This window comes from Streptomyces sp. RLA012 (assembly GCF_056270325.1).
On record NZ_JBWDPA010000002.1, the window covers coordinates 5,632,942 to 5,645,926 of the forward strand.

12 protein-coding genes and 1 pseudogene are annotated in these 12,985 nt (G+C 72.3%); 5 read left to right on the forward strand and 8 right to left on the reverse strand.

Translation table 11 applies throughout. From position 1 onward, the window contains the following. Positions 1–21: 21 nt before the first annotated feature. The gene (locus RV986_RS25745; RefSeq protein WP_475919662.1) at positions 22–327 is read left to right on the forward strand and encodes a TIGR03943 family putative permease subunit; all 306 of its coding nucleotides are present in this window, start codon (positions 22–24) and stop codon (positions 325–327) included. Between the two features lie 173 nt (positions 328–500). Here the strand turns inward: RV986_RS25745 and RV986_RS25750 are convergent, their stop codons facing one another. The 6 genes from RV986_RS25750 to RV986_RS25775 form a co-directional block, all read right to left on the reverse strand. After that, entirely contained in the window at positions 501–2,339 is a 1,839-nt protein-coding gene (locus tag RV986_RS25750) for an alkyl/aryl-sulfatase (protein ID WP_475919663.1), read from the reverse strand. Between the two features lie 76 nt (positions 2,340–2,415). Continuing rightward, a complete protein-coding gene (locus tag RV986_RS25755) occupies positions 2,416–2,637 on the reverse strand; it encodes a hypothetical protein (RefSeq protein ID WP_101399314.1) in 222 nt (73 codons plus the stop codon). Continuing rightward, entirely contained in the window at positions 2,634–4,436 is a 1,803-nt protein-coding gene (locus tag RV986_RS25760; RefSeq protein ID WP_475924427.1) for a transglycosylase domain-containing protein, read from the reverse strand. The genes RV986_RS25755 and RV986_RS25760 overlap by 4 nt, the downstream gene beginning before the upstream one ends. Before the next feature lie 83 nt (positions 4,437–4,519). Next, positions 4,520–5,242 (reverse strand): hypothetical protein, encoded by a 723-nt coding sequence (locus tag RV986_RS25765; protein WP_475919664.1) that lies wholly within the window; start codon positions 5,240–5,242, stop codon positions 4,520–4,522. Next, entirely contained in the window at positions 5,239–5,883 is a 645-nt protein-coding gene (locus RV986_RS25770; RefSeq protein ID WP_475919665.1) for a SigE family RNA polymerase sigma factor, read from the reverse strand. The genes RV986_RS25765 and RV986_RS25770 overlap by 4 nt, the downstream gene beginning before the upstream one ends. Before the next feature lie 247 nt (positions 5,884–6,130). Beyond that, positions 6,131–7,066 carry a L,D-transpeptidase gene (locus RV986_RS25775; RefSeq protein WP_475919666.1) on the reverse strand — a complete coding sequence of 312 codons (936 nt, stop codon included), beginning with the start codon at positions 7,064–7,066 and terminating at the stop codon, positions 6,131–6,133. Positions 7,067–7,200: 134 nt separating this feature from the next. Here RV986_RS25775 and RV986_RS25780 point away from each other — a divergent pair. Together RV986_RS25780 and RV986_RS25785 are read left to right on the forward strand one after the other, a co-directional pair. Beyond that, positions 7,201–7,695, forward strand: a pseudogene (locus tag RV986_RS25780) (SigE family RNA polymerase sigma factor); the annotation flags it as partial. 142 nt (positions 7,696–7,837) lie between these two features. Further along, positions 7,838–8,698: a L,D-transpeptidase gene (locus RV986_RS25785; RefSeq protein WP_475919667.1), complete on the forward strand. Its 861-nt coding sequence runs from the start codon at positions 7,838–7,840 to the stop codon at positions 8,696–8,698. Positions 8,699–8,774: 76 nt separating this feature from the next. Here the strand turns inward: RV986_RS25785 and RV986_RS25790 are convergent, their stop codons facing one another. Beyond that, positions 8,775–10,118: a helix-turn-helix domain-containing protein gene (locus RV986_RS25790; RefSeq protein ID WP_475919668.1), complete on the reverse strand. Its 1,344-nt coding sequence runs from the start codon at positions 10,116–10,118 to the stop codon at positions 8,775–8,777. Between the two features lie 152 nt (positions 10,119–10,270). Here RV986_RS25790 and RV986_RS25795 point away from each other — a divergent pair, with 152 nt between their 5' ends. Together RV986_RS25795 and RV986_RS25800 are read left to right on the forward strand one after the other, a co-directional pair. Continuing rightward, a complete protein-coding gene (locus tag RV986_RS25795) occupies positions 10,271–10,447 on the forward strand; it encodes a hypothetical protein (protein ID WP_475919669.1) in 177 nt (58 codons plus the stop codon). Between the two features lie 53 nt (positions 10,448–10,500). Beyond that, the gene (locus RV986_RS25800; RefSeq protein ID WP_475919670.1) at positions 10,501–11,808 is read left to right on the forward strand and encodes an amidohydrolase; all 1,308 of its coding nucleotides are present in this window, start codon (positions 10,501–10,503) and stop codon (positions 11,806–11,808) included. 31 nt (positions 11,809–11,839) lie between these two features. Here RV986_RS25800 and RV986_RS25805 read toward each other — a convergent pair whose 3' ends face one another. Next, complete coding sequence (locus RV986_RS25805; protein WP_475919671.1) at positions 11,840–12,910, reverse strand: serine/threonine-protein kinase; 1,071 nt, start codon at positions 12,908–12,910, stop codon at positions 11,840–11,842. Positions 12,911–12,985 lie beyond the last annotated feature (75 nt).

Here is a 12,985-nt window from a genome sequence, read left to right on the forward strand (position 1 = left end):
CACAGGGCCCGCGCAGCGCATATGGCTAGTCTTCGGAGCCGGACAGCCATCGCGCGAGGGCGGGAGGCGGCGCAGCGGGCCGCGCAGGGGGTCGGCACCTTCCCGGCGCTGCCCGCCGCCGGCCCCGTGGACCTCACGCTCGGCCAGTTCACCTCCCGGGCCGTCTACGACAGCGGCAGTTCGCTGAAGGGCCGTACGGTCCGGATGACGGGCTTCGTCGATCGGGGCGACAACGGCACCTGGTATCTGGCGCGGCTCCTCATCACGTGCTGTGCGGCCGACGCCAGTACGTACAAGATCGAGATCCGTGGCGCCGACGCCCCGTGAACGACACCTGGGTCACCGTCACCGGCACCTGGCACCCCAAGGGCAGGCTCGGACGCGGCGTGGCCGCCGGTGCTGGACGCGGCCTCGGTGACGAAGGTGAAGCAGCCGGGGAATCCGTACGAGCGCCGCTGGCGAGGAGCGGGGAGCGAGGACTGCGGCCGGAGGCGTACGGGCTACGGCATGACGACCGGGAAGGCCTTGTCGGGCTCGGAGACGTACGAGAGCAGCCGGGTCAGGACGGCGGTGTCGCCGTCGGACTCGATGCCCGCGAGGCCCTTGCCCTCCAGTACCCCGAGCAGTTCCGGCCGGGTGAGGGTCAGGGTCAGGTCCGCGTGGGGCTTGGGGGTGTGGTGGATCGGCATGCCGCGGTGGGTGAGGGCGCCGTGGTGGAGGTTGACGCGGTGGCGGCGCTGTTCGTCGATGACGACGAGGTCGAGGGTGAGGTGTTCGTTCCAGGCGTGGGGGCCGTGGATGCGCACGGCGAGCGAGTCGAGGAGCATGCTCACGGTGAGCGCGGACGTCACTTCGGTGCTCGTGGTGTCGAACTCGATGTCGGCCGTGCCCGCGCGCAGCTCCAGGGAGGCCGTGAGGTAGGAGTTGCGCCAGGTGCCGTTCTCGGCGCCGTGTCCGAGCCGTTCGTAGACGCCCGCGAGGGTGTCCTTGGCGGCGGTGTTCGACGGGTCGGCGAAGACCAGGTGGTTGAGGAGGGTGGCGGCGAAGCGGAGGTCGCCGGCGTCGATGTACGCACGGGCCTTGACCAGGGTTTCCGTGGGCCCGCCCGCCAGCTCCACGTACCGCTCGGCGAGTGCGACGGGCGGATGTTCCCAGAGATGGGCGGGGTTGCCGTCGTACCAGCCCATGTACCGCTGGTAGACGGCCTTGACGTTGTGGCTCACGGAGCCGTAGTAGCCGCGCGCGTGCCAGGACCTTTCGAGCGCCGGGGGCAGCAGCAGTTCCTCGGCGATCTCGGGGCCGGTCAGGCCGTTGTTGAGCAGGCGCAGGGTCTGGTCGTGCAGGTAGGCGTACAGGTCGCGCTGTTCGCCGAGGAACCGGACCACGTGGGCCCGCCCCCAGGTCGGCCAGTGGTGGGAGGCGAAGGCGACGTCGTAGGCGTCCCCGAAGACATCGATCGTCTCGTCGAGGTAGCGGGCCCAGATGCGCGCGTCGCGGACCGGGGCGCCGCGCAGGGTGAGCACGTTGTGCAGGGTGTGGCTGGCGTTCTCGGCCACGCACAGGGCGCGCTGCTCGGGGAGCAGGAAGTTCATCTCGGCGGGCGCCTCGGTGCCGGGCGTGAGCTGGAAGACGAACCGTACGCCGTCGACGGTCTCCTCCTGCCCGGTCCGGGTGATGTCCACGGTCGGGGCGATGAGCGTGACGGTGCCGCTGGAGGTGATGGTGCCGAGCCCGGTGCCGATCTGCCCGCGCGGCGCCCTGGGCAGCCGGGAGCCGTACATGAACGCGGACCGCCGCAGCATCGCGTTGCCGGCGAAGACGTTCTCGCTGACCGCGTGCTCCAGGAATCCCTCGGGCGCCAGCACCGGCTGCCCGCTCTCGCTCCCGTGCGGCAGCACTCCGCGGGCGCCGCCGAAGTGGTCGACGTGCGAGTGGGTGTAGACGAGCCCGGTCACGGGCCGCGGCCCCCGGTGCTCGCGGTACAGCGCGAGGGCGGCCGAGGCGCACTCCGCCGAGATCAGCGGGTCGATCACGATCACACCGCGTTTGCCCTCGACGAGGGTCATGTTCGAGAGGTCGAGCCCGCGTACCTGGTACACGCCCTCGGTGACCTCGTACAGCCCCTGTCGCGCGCACAGCCGCGACTGCCGCCACAGACTGGGATGGGCGGTCGCCGGACAGTCGCCCTCCAGAAACGCGTACGCGTCCCCGTCGTAGACGGTCCGCCCTTCGGCATCGCGGACCAGGCTCGGCTCCAACGCCGCGATGAACCCCCGATCGGCGTTCTCGAAGTCCGTGAGATCGTCGAAAGGAAGGTCATCACGCGCCGGGACGGTCATGCGTCCAGCCTCTGCCGGGGAGTGGCGAGCGGCTAGTGGAACGGGCCGTTCGTGAAGTGCGTGCTTCTGACGTGCGTCAGAGCCGGTCCATCCGGGTGTAGGGACTGAGGATGCGGGCCTGGCGGGAGCCGAAGTCGACGAGCATGGCGATGCCCTCTTCGACGCCGATGATCGTGCCCAGACCGAACTGGTCGTGGGAGACGCGGTCTCCGAGGCTGAATTCCTTGGCCACGGGGACGACCGGGGCAGCGAAGGGGCTGGTGGGCAGGTGGCGCCGGGGCGCGGAGGGTTTCGTCATCGTGTAGCCAGTATGGGCTTTGTTTGGCCGGTTGGGAGCCCCAGTTTTCGTTCCGCCGCCGGATCGTGGCCTTCGGCGGCGCCGGTGATCTTGGACCAGACGCCCTGGGACAGGGAGAGAGAACTGCTCTGGGCCGTGTACGGGAGGGGCGCGGGGAGAGCCGGTTTTTTGCCCTTGGCCGGGTGTTCCGCGAAGAGGGCGACGGTGAGGGCGAGGTGATCGTCGTAACTCGTCCGCCAGAGCGTACGCAGGCCCGCGGCGCCGGTGTAGCCGGCCAACGGACTGTCCAGCCGGCTGTGCATGTACTTGGCGATCGTCTCCGCGCCGGCGCGCGGCATGGCCGTACGGGTACGCGGGTGGGCCTCGTAGAGGGTGTGGTCCGCACGGGTGATCTTCGCAACCGTGTACGGCTTCGCGTAGACGCCGTACGCCGCCACCGTGGCGTACGCGGAGGCCAGCTGGAGCGGGGTGGGGGCCGCGGTGCGGGCAAGCGCGCTGAGGGGAGATGCCAGCCTCAGGCCGGAGAAGGGCTGGAGCGCCGTCCCGGCCTCGACCGCTCCGTGCAGCGCGTCGTTGAAGGGCTGGCGGGCGTAGTCGGCGCCGCCGTACAGGACGCGGACCGCGCCGTCACCGGGAACCACGGCGACCACGGCCGTGTGGACCTGGACATCGCCGTCCGGCTCGGACCCGGTCGGTTCGGCCCCGGTCTGGTCCTCGGTTTCCTTGTCGACCGTTTGCTTGTCGTCAGGTGTCTTTCCGTCGGTCTTCTCCGCCGTTTTCCCGGATTTCCCCGACTTCTCTTCCTCGGTGCCGTCCGCGGCCAGTTCCGCCGCCGCGTCCTGCGCCGTCAGGTCGAAGGTCGTACGGACCGTGTAACCGCCGCGGGCGAGCTGGTCCTCGGTGATGCCGAGCCGGTCGGCGGCCTCCGAGGCGGCCGCGTCGATGAGGTACTGGCGCTGGCCGTCCGTGTCGCCCGGCGGATAGAAGCGGAACGCGGGGAAACGGGCCGCGGCGCGCTGCGCGGACGTGATCGCGCCGCTGTCCGCCATCGCGTCCAGCGCCCATTCCCAGCGGTCCACCAGCTTCGCCGTCACCTTCGGGTCCGAGCCCGCCTTCTCGTAGTACGAGGGGATGTTGATGATGGACGCGAGCGCCGCGCCCTGGCTCACCGTGAGGTCCTTGGCGTCGACGCCGAAGTAGTTCCGCGCGGCGGACTGGATGCCGGCCGCGCCCCGGCCGAAGTACACCGTGTTGAGATAGCCCTGCAGGATCTCGTCCTTCGAACGGGTGCGGTCCAGTTTGATCGAGATCAGCGCCTCGCGCGCCTTGCGGGACAGCGACTGCTCCGGGCTGAGCAGGGCGTTCTTCACGTACTGCTGGGTGATCGTGGAACCGCCCTGCCGGTCGCCCCCGCTCACCGTCGCCCAGGTCGCCCGGGCGATCGCCTTCGGCGAGATGCCCGTGTCCGTGCGGAAGGAGCGGTTCTCCGCCGCGATCACCGCCTCCTGCACATGCCGGGGGACCTGCGAGAGGGGTATCTCCTGCCGGTCCACGGGGCCGCGCCGGCCCAGGTAGTCGCCGTGGTCGTCGACGAAGACCGTGCTCTGCATGGCCGTCTCCGGGTGCGGCTCGGGGATCTTCGTCAGGTGGTACGCCACCACGGCCGCGCCCACGAGGTTCGCGAGGAGGGTGAGCAGCACGATGAGCGTGCGGCGCAGCCGGCGGCCGCGGGTGCGGCGGATACGGATACGGCGCTTGACGAGACGGCGGCGCAGGCCCGCCCGGGCGCCCCGGACCATGGCCATGGCCCGACCGCCGCCACCACCACCACCATGGCCACCGCCACTGCCACCGCCATGGCCACGGCTGCTGCTCCCGCCCCTCATCGCGCCGCCCCCGTGCTCGCGATCACCTTGGCCGCCGCGTCGTACACGGTGACTCTCTTCGCGATGGCGGCGGGTACGCGGGCCCCGGCGGCGTCCGTGTCGCCGACCATCGCGTACCAGACCCCCCAGTGCGGGCTGCCCGCGAGGGTGAGCACCGTGCCCGTCACTTTGGCCGCGGCGGTTTCGATCTCGACCCGGGCCGCGTCGGCGTTGCCGTGGTAGATGCCGGAGAGGAAGTACGCGCGGTCGTCGGCCCCCTCCTGCTGGACGGAGACGCCGGGCTCGCTCAGGTCGACCTTGCCGTTCTTGACGCTGACGAACAGCGACCCGACGGTGCTGGGCGAGATCCAGTGACCGCCGTCCTCGGTGAGCCAGATCTTGATGCCGGACCGCACCTCGACCCGCTCCCCGGGGGTGACGACCCGCACCGTGCCCTTGGCCACGGCGGAGCCGTCCAGGCCCGTGGGGGACGTCACCCCCTCGGCCGATCCCGAGGCCACGACCTCGCGCAGCGCGACCACGGCCACCGGCAGCACCAGCAGCGCGCACGCGGATCCGACCACCGTGGCCGTACGGCGCCGTTTGCGCAGTCGGCCCGCGCGCTCGATGGCGGTCAGCGGTACGGCCGACGGAGTGATGTCGTAGGCGGCCTCGCCGAACACCTCGCGCAGCCGCTCGGCCTCGACCGACGGGCGCGGGGACTTGCGGTGACGATTCATGAACGGGCTCCGGAGACGGGGTGCCGGTGGGTGGGGGAGGTGGGAGAAGAGGCGGCAGAGGAGGCGGCGGAGGCAGCGAGGGCAGAAGCGAGGGAAGGGTGGGCGCGCAGGGCCGCCAGGCCGCGCCGGGCGTGCGCCTTGACGGTGCCGACCGAGCAGCCGAGCAGCTGCGCGATCTCGGCCTCGCCCAGGCCCTCCCAGTGGCTCAGCACCATCACGGTCCGCCGCCGTGCCGACAGCGTGGCCAGCGCCCGGTCGAGCGCGGCCCGCCGTTCGCCGGCCTTCGCGGGGCCCGGCTCGGGCTGCCGCACCCGCCGGGGCAGGAACGGCATCAGCAGGCGGACGGCACGTCTCTTCCGTGTCCGGCCGAGGTTGATCTTGACCAGCGAGCGCCGTACGTAGAAGTCGACGTCGTCGCGCGGGATGCGCCGCCAGCGGGCACAGACCCTGGCCAGCGTGGTCCGGACGAGATCCTCGGCCTCCTGGAGGTCGCCCGTGAGCAGGTGCGCGGTGCGGACCAGACGGGGCCAGGCCGTGGTGGCGTACGCGGCGAAGGCGCCGTCCTTGGCGGGTACGACGGAGGAGGCGGTGGCGGTGGCCTCGCCGGAAGCGGTGGCGTCGGAGGTGGAGGTGTGCGGCACGGCCGGCGGTCCCTCGGTGTCGGGTGCGTGGGGGGGTGCGTGGGGGGGGAGGGGCGGGGCGGGGGAGTCGAGACCTGAACACCCGGCTCCCCCGCCCGCGGGCTCACTTCGGCTGGGCGTGGAGCTTCCACGCTGCGCAACCGCGGTTCCGGGGTGCGGGCACCGGCCTCTGCATCCCAGTCGTGATCCGGGTCATGAACGGACAACTCCTTCAGGGGTGATGACACCAACGGTCATGTCTCGCGCGTCACTTCAGCGCGCTGCCGGCCTGCCACCGGGCCCAGCTCGCGTTCCAGTCGCCGTAGCCGTTGCCGACGGCCACCGTGTCCTTGGAGCCGACGACCGTGACAACGTCGCCGGGGATGACCTCGTCGTAGAACTTCTTGGCGGTGCCGTCCGTCGCCAGTCCGACGCACCCGTGGGTGACGTTCTGGTACCCCGCGTACGTATTGGCCTTCGGGTTCTGGTGGAGATACGTCCCGGAGGTGGTGAGGTGGACGGCGTAGTAGTAATAGCCCGCGTAGGCGTCGCCGTAGCCGACGGTCCGCGAGTTCATGAAGACCTTGGTCGCCTTGTCGGAGACGACCATCGTGCCGTTCCAGGTGTCCATGCCCGGGGCGCCCGCGGTGATCGGGACGGTCCGCGTCCGCCCGTCCTCGACGACCTTCATCCGGTGGGTGCGTACGTCGACCGTGGCGACGAGCGAGCGGCCGACGGTGAAGTGCCGGGTGATGTCCGCCCCGGCGCGGACGGTGACCTTCGTGCCCGGGATCCAGTACGCGCGCGGCCGGAAGTCCACGCGCTGCCCCGCCGACAGATTGCGGTCCTTGACCCAGCTCCAGGCGCCCTCGACATCGGTGTCGACCTTCAGCTGCCGTTCCACCTCGGCCCGTTGGGCAGCCGGTATCGCATGGTCGAAGGTGACGGATATCGGCATGCCGACGCCCACGGTCTGCCCGTCGGCGATGTTGATGTGTGCGCCGGGCAGTTGAGCGAGGGGCTTGGCCCGGGTCGGCCGCGGTGTCGGTGTGTCGCCGGCCGCCGTATCCGGCTTCGCCACCGTGTCGGCCTTGATCCCCGTGCTCTCCGTCGCCCCCTTCGAACAGCCCGCGAGCGCGAGCGCGCACACGGCGGCCGCCGCCCAACTCGCCGCGAAGCGGCGGCTCCTGGCTCTGCTGGTCATCCTGATCCCCCTGCGGTGTGTTTCGATGTGCGACGTACGGGACCTGTACGCACGGCACGGACCACCGGGTTGCACGGGGCAGCGGAAATTCCGGAATGACCGGCGGGGGCATGACCGAGGAAGAGACGGGGGGCATGACCGAGGAAGAGTTCGACGCGTTCTACGCCGCCGCGTTCCCCCGGCTGACCGGCCAGCTCTACGCGTTCACCGGGGACCACGGTGAGGCGCAGGACGTCGTACAGGAGGCGTTCGTACGGGCCTGGGGCCGGCGTCGGGAGTTCCTCGCCGAGGGCGCGCCGGAGGCGTGGATACGGACCGTGGCGATGCGGCTCGCGGTGAGCCGCTGGCGCCGTGCGCGCCGCTGGCTGGAGCTCGTACGCCGCACCCCGCCGCCCGAGCACACGCCGGGGCCCGACCCCGAGCGCACCGCGCTGGTCGCCGCGCTGCGCACGCTGCCCGAGGCGCAGCGGATGGCGTTGGTCCTGCACCATCTGTGCGACCTCAGCGTCGAGCAGGTAGCCTCCGAAACCGGTGCTCCCGTGGGCACGGTCAAGGCCCGTCTGTCCCGCGGCCGGGCGGCGCTGGCCCGGACGCTGGCGACGGCGGACGAGTGGGAGACCCCCGACGGGGGGAAGAAGAGCGCGGACAGGGGAAAGCCGTCCGCGGGCGCCGCGGGCGGCGCGAACTCCGCGGGATCGAGGAACTCCGCGGGTTCCAGGAACTCCGCGGACACCGTGGGCCCGGCAGACGAGGGGAAGAGGGAGGACGACCGTGTCCGATGAACTCGCCTCGAACCTGCGCGAGTTGGCCCAGGGTGCCGAGACGCCCCCGCCGGTGCCCGGCGCCGAGATCCGCCTGCGGGCCGTACGCCGCCGACGCCGCCGCCGTACGGCCGTGACCGTCACCGGTGCCTGCGCCGCCGCGGGCCTGGCCCTGGTCGTGACCCTGAACCTGGTCGGCGGCGGCCACGAGACCCGCCCCTCCCCGGCCGCGAGCCCCACCGCCGCGCCCACCCCTCCGCCCAGCACCCCCGCCGCGCCCGACGCCACCGTCGACCTGGCGCGGCGCGTGCTGACCGTCGCGGGCCGTGAGCTGCCGATCTCCTCCGGCACCGTCCGCTACCCCACGCCGACGGGACGGATGACGGTCGTCACGAAGGAGGAGGCCAAGGCGGTGTCCGCGCTGGAGGGCAAGTACGTGACGAAAATGTTGTATGTGATCGGCCTCCGCGCCTACGACGGGAAGACGAACTTCATCGCAGCCCTCACGGCCGAGGAGAAGGCCCCCGGGAACTACGAGGCCACGAACGGCTGGATCGGCCTGCGCCGCGCGGACGCGCAGTGGCTGTACGAGGAGTTGATGCCGGGCGCGGTGGTCGAGATCGCGGGCTCGGCGGTCGACCCGAGCACGGGCACGGACGTGGTGCCGTCGGTCGCCGCCGACTCGGCCCTGCCGGGTGGTGTCGGAGGCACCTCGGCCTCGTCCGGTCGGATCGTCGACTCGCCCGTACCGTCCGAGCCGTCCGAGCCGTCCGTGGCGACCGAGGCGTCCATGGCGACCGTGGCGTCCGAGCCGTCCATGGCGACCGTGCGGCCGGAACCGACCGCCACGGCCGCCGTACCGGCCGGGTAGAGCTCGTCCACGCAGGCGGACGGGGCATCCGGGGCTCCGCCCCGGCCGCCCGCCGCGGGGACGGTGGCCGGCGAGGTCAGAGCGGGGGCTGGGCCGGGGCCGGGCCCAGGGTGGTGGTGCCGGGGGCGGTGCGGTGGCCGAGCCCGGTGCGGTACGCGTCGAGGGCCGCCTCCACCCGCCCCGTCCGCCGCAGCAGATCCCCGAGCAACCGGCACAGATCGGCGAGGTCCCCCGCCGCCCCCGCCCGCTCCAGAAGGCTCAGCGCCCGCACATAGTGCTCCTCGGCGGACTCGGTGTCCCGGGCGTCCTCGGCGATGATGCCGAGCAGCCGGTGCGCGCCGGCCGAGTGCACGGCGCCCCGCTCGGGACTGAGATCCCCCAGCACCTCGTGCAACAGCGACGCCGCCTCGTCCGACTTCCCGCGCCGGTGCAGTACGTCCGCGAGCTCCACGGCGACCTGGCTGGTGTAGAGGGCGGCCCGCTTGGCGGAGAGCATGGCCTGGGCCTCCCTCAACTCGCTCTCGGCCCGCTCCAGTTCACCGTTCTGGGCATACAAGTAGCCGCGCATCCAGTGGCAGTTGGCCAGCTCGGTGCGGATCTGGAGCTGACGGTAGAGCTCGGAGGCCTTGGCGAGGGACGCGTCGGCCTCGGCGATCCGGCCCTCGGCGATCATCGTGCGGGCCACCGAGCGGTGCATCCGGGCGACGAGCGCCGGGTCGCCCACCTGCGGGGCGAGGGCGAGGGCGAATTCGGCGGCCTGGGCGGCGCGGGCATGCGCCCCCATGTCCATGTACGGCGCGATGACACCCGTGTAGAGAAGGAGAAGGGCGTCCGGGTCGTGCATGCCCGTCCGGTTGAGCTCGTCGAGCGTGGACTCGAACAGATAGCAGGCGTACCGGAGTTCACCGGCGAGGTAGTGGGAGACCGCGCGTCCGCGCAGGGCGGGGACCCGGTTGGGCAGGGGCGCGTCCCCGAGGCGCTGCTCCGAGGCCTCGAACCGCTCCCGCGCCGTCTCCAGGTCCCCGGTCTCCAGGGCGCATTCGCCGAGCCCGAGCAGCGCGGCGGCCTGTTCGGCGACGAGCCCGTGCGCGTCCGCCTCCGCGAGGAGGGTGGCGTACTGCTCCGCCGCGACCTCGGCCTCGCCGGTGGCGAGGGTGCGCTGCGCGTCGGTGAGCCGCAGCCGCAGACCGGTGGCGAGGTGCGCGGGGCGCCCCGTCGCGATCTCCTCGTACGCCACCCCGAGCCGCTCGGCGATGTGCCGCAAGGCCGGTTCCGAGGCGCGTACCCGCCCCGCCTCCAGAGTCGAGATATAGGCGGGCGTGTACGCCGGTTCCGCCAACTGTTTCTGTGTCAGACCGCGTTCTGTACGCAGCTGCTGCACCCTGCGCCCGATGACCTCCGGGCCGTCACGCTCCGCCATGGATTAAGCATGCCATTAACTCCACTTACGCCGCGCCGACTTTTGACTAATATCCAACTCCCTTTGCCCCTCTTGCTCTTTGAGGCCCGAACCCCCTACGTTAAGCGGCGGATTAAGCCTGCTTAATACGCCGCTGTTGTTGCGAGGTCGCCATGCTCCGACGTATTTCCGCGCGCTACTTCAGAGGGTTCGGCGCAGCCGTCATCGCCGTCGCCGCCCTGGTCCTGGCAGCGAATGCGGGGCCCGCGCGGGCCTCGGATCCGGCCGAGGGCTTCCAGCACACCGACCCCACGCTCTCCCACCACGCCGGCCCCACCGCTACTCACTAGACTGCCGCCGGCGGGACTCCCCCCGTCCCGCCGGCGGCCCTTACGCTGGCTCCGTGACCTCGCCTGCCGCACGCATCGCGCTGGACCTCACCGCCGACCTCCCGGTCCCCGACCTGGCGGACTTCTACCGGGACCTGCACCGGAACCCGGAGTTGTCGATGCGGGAGCACCGGACGGCCGCCGCGCTCGCCGAACGTTTCCGCAAGGCCGGGTTCGACACGGTCACCGGCATCGGCGGCACCGGAGTCGTCGGGATCCTGTCGAACGGGCCCGGACCGACCGTCCTGCTCCGCGCCGACATGGACGCGCTGCCGGTGCAGGAGGAGACCGGACTGCCGTACGCCTCCCGGACGCCCGGCGTGATGCACGCCTGCGGCCACGATCTGCACGTCACCTGGCTGGCGGGCGCGGCCGGGGCGCTCGCCGCCGGGCGCGACACCTGGTCCGGGACGCTCCTCGTGCTCGGGCAGCCCGCCGAGGAGACCGGCGAGGGCGCGGCGGCGATGGTCGACGACCGTCTGTACGAGCGGTTCCCGCGGCCGGACGTGCTGCTCGCCCAGCACGCGGCGCCCGGTCCGACGGGGTTCTACGCCCATCGGCCCGGTCTCATCATGTCCGCCTCCACCGACATCGACATCGTCGTGCACGGGAGGGGCGGGCACGGTTCGCGTCCGGAGACGACCGTCGATCCGGTCGTCACCGCCGCGTACATCGTGACCCGGCTGCAGACCGTCGTCAGCCGGGAGATCGCGGCGCGGGAGTCGGCCGTGCTGACCGTGGGCAGGATCGAGGCGGGCACCCGGCACAACATCATCCCCGCCGAGGCCCGGATCGCCCTCAACATCCGTACGCAGTCGGACGAGGTGCGCGAGCGGATGATCGCCGCGGTCCGGCGGATCGCGGGGGGCGAGTGCGTGGCCGCCGGCTGCCCGCGCGAGCCGGACGTCGTCGTCGGCAACAGCTTCCCGGTGACCGTCAACGACCCGGACACCGACCGGCGTACCGCCGCCGTGCACGGCGAGGTCTTCGGCGCCGGGACGATCCTCGACCCCGGCCCGGCGATGGGCAGCGAGGACTTCCCGCGGCTCGCGAACGGAGACGGGGACGGGCACGGGCACGGGGACGGAGACAGAGGCCGAGACGGAGACGGGGGGATCCCGTATTCCTACTGGTTCGTGACCAGCACCCCGGCCGATGTGTGGGACGCGGCTCCGGGGAACGACCTCATGGAGAAGTTCGCGGCCGTGCCCAGCAACCACAGCCCGCACTTCGCCCCCGACCTGGCGACGCTCGCACCGGGCGTACGGACCTTGGTGTCCGGCGCGCTCGCGTACCTCGTCAGGCCGGGGGGAGGCTCTTGACAGGGGCCGTGGCACCCACGCGCCCCAAAAATCACACCCGTGCCTGGAGTCGGCTGAGGTGTCGTTGCACATGGTCCAGCGCGCCCTGCCGGCGCCCGGGTACCCGCAGGCGCAACTCGGCCAGTGCGGAGCCGAGTTCGACGGCCCGCGCGTAGTCGTCGATCTGGCCCCACTGGTGGTGGGCCCGGTCGACGGCGGACTCCACGGCCGGGGTGTCGGAGGACTGCCCCGCCTCCAGCCGGTGGCCGGCGATCGCCAGCCAGATCCGGCAGCTGCCGACCGGGTCGCCCGCGAGCATCGCCAGGTCCGCGCGGACCTCCGCCCAGTGCAGGGCCTCCTCGGAGGCGGCGCCCCGGGTGCGGACCGCCTCCTGTTCCCACCGCGCGGCCAGCGCCGCGGCCTCGTCGTGCCGGCCCGCCTGCGCGGCCGCTGTGATCGCGGCATGCGGGTCCGGGACCTGCGGAATCCGCGCGTCCGCCGCCAGCACGATCCCGGCCTGCGCCCCGCCCTCGGCCGCGACGCGGGCCAGCGACTGCTCGTGCAGCAGCGGCAGTTCGGGCCTGCGCCCGCTGCGCAGGATCGTGGCGACGGCCTTCATGTACGCCGGTGACGCCACCGTGCGCCGGGGCGGCGGCGGCGCGATCCTCCCGTACAGGCCGACGCCCGCCCCGATGGTGAGGGGGCTGGTGGCGAGGTGCTCCCAGGTCTCCGCGTCGGCGTGCAGATCGACCAGCAGCGCGGTCGAGCCCGGCGGCCGCAGCCGGAGTTCCTCGGCGATCCAGTGCCAGGGGAAGGCCGTGTAGCGGACGGTCGCCGGGGTGGTGCGGGCCAGCGCGAGGTGGGGCAGACGCTGACGGCGGTCCAGTTGGAGCTGGCCCGTCACGAACATCGTCAGCGGGCCGGAGGCCGTGGCCGCCGCGCGCAGCCGGGTCAGTACCGCCTGCGGCTCCAAGGGGTCGGCCAGTTCCACCACGTTCGCGGTGTCCGTGCCGGACAGCACCGCGGGGGACACCGCAGCGAGTACGGGGAGTACGGACGCCGCGTCCACCAGACACCCCTTGCCCACCGGCGAGGCCGCCAGCAGCAGCACGGTTCCGGGCATGGTTCCCTCCCTCCCCATCGATCACGTACGCCAGCACCGTAACCGCTGCGCCTGCAAAGAGGGGACGGCGGCCGG

Excerpts from the sequence above, each read along its gene's own strand:
- RV986_RS25745 (WP_475919662.1), top strand. The coding sequence starts at position 22 with ATGGCTAGTCTTCGGAGCCGGACAGCCATCGCGCGAGGGCGGGAGGCG.
- RV986_RS25750 (WP_475919663.1), bottom strand. The coding sequence starts at position 2,339 with ATGACCGTCCCGGCGCGTGATGACCTTCCTTTCGACGATCTCACGGAC.
- RV986_RS25755 (WP_101399314.1), bottom strand. The coding sequence starts at position 2,637 with ATGACGAAACCCTCCGCGCCCCGGCGCCACCTGCCCACCAGCCCCTTC.
- RV986_RS25760 (WP_475924427.1), bottom strand. The coding sequence starts at position 4,436 with ATGGTCCGGGGCGCCCGGGCGGGCCTGCGCCGCCGTCTCGTCAAGCGC.
- RV986_RS25765 (WP_475919664.1), bottom strand. The coding sequence starts at position 5,242 with ATGAATCGTCACCGCAAGTCCCCGCGCCCGTCGGTCGAGGCCGAGCGG.
- RV986_RS25775 (WP_475919666.1), bottom strand. The coding sequence starts at position 7,066 with ATGACCAGCAGAGCCAGGAGCCGCCGCTTCGCGGCGAGTTGGGCGGCG.
- RV986_RS25790 (WP_475919668.1), bottom strand. The coding sequence starts at position 10,118 with ATGGCGGAGCGTGACGGCCCGGAGGTCATCGGGCGCAGGGTGCAGCAG.
- RV986_RS25795 (WP_475919669.1), top strand. The coding sequence starts at position 10,271 with ATGCTCCGACGTATTTCCGCGCGCTACTTCAGAGGGTTCGGCGCAGCC.
- RV986_RS25805 (WP_475919671.1), bottom strand. The coding sequence starts at position 12,910 with ATGCCCGGAACCGTGCTGCTGCTGGCGGCCTCGCCGGTGGGCAAGGGG.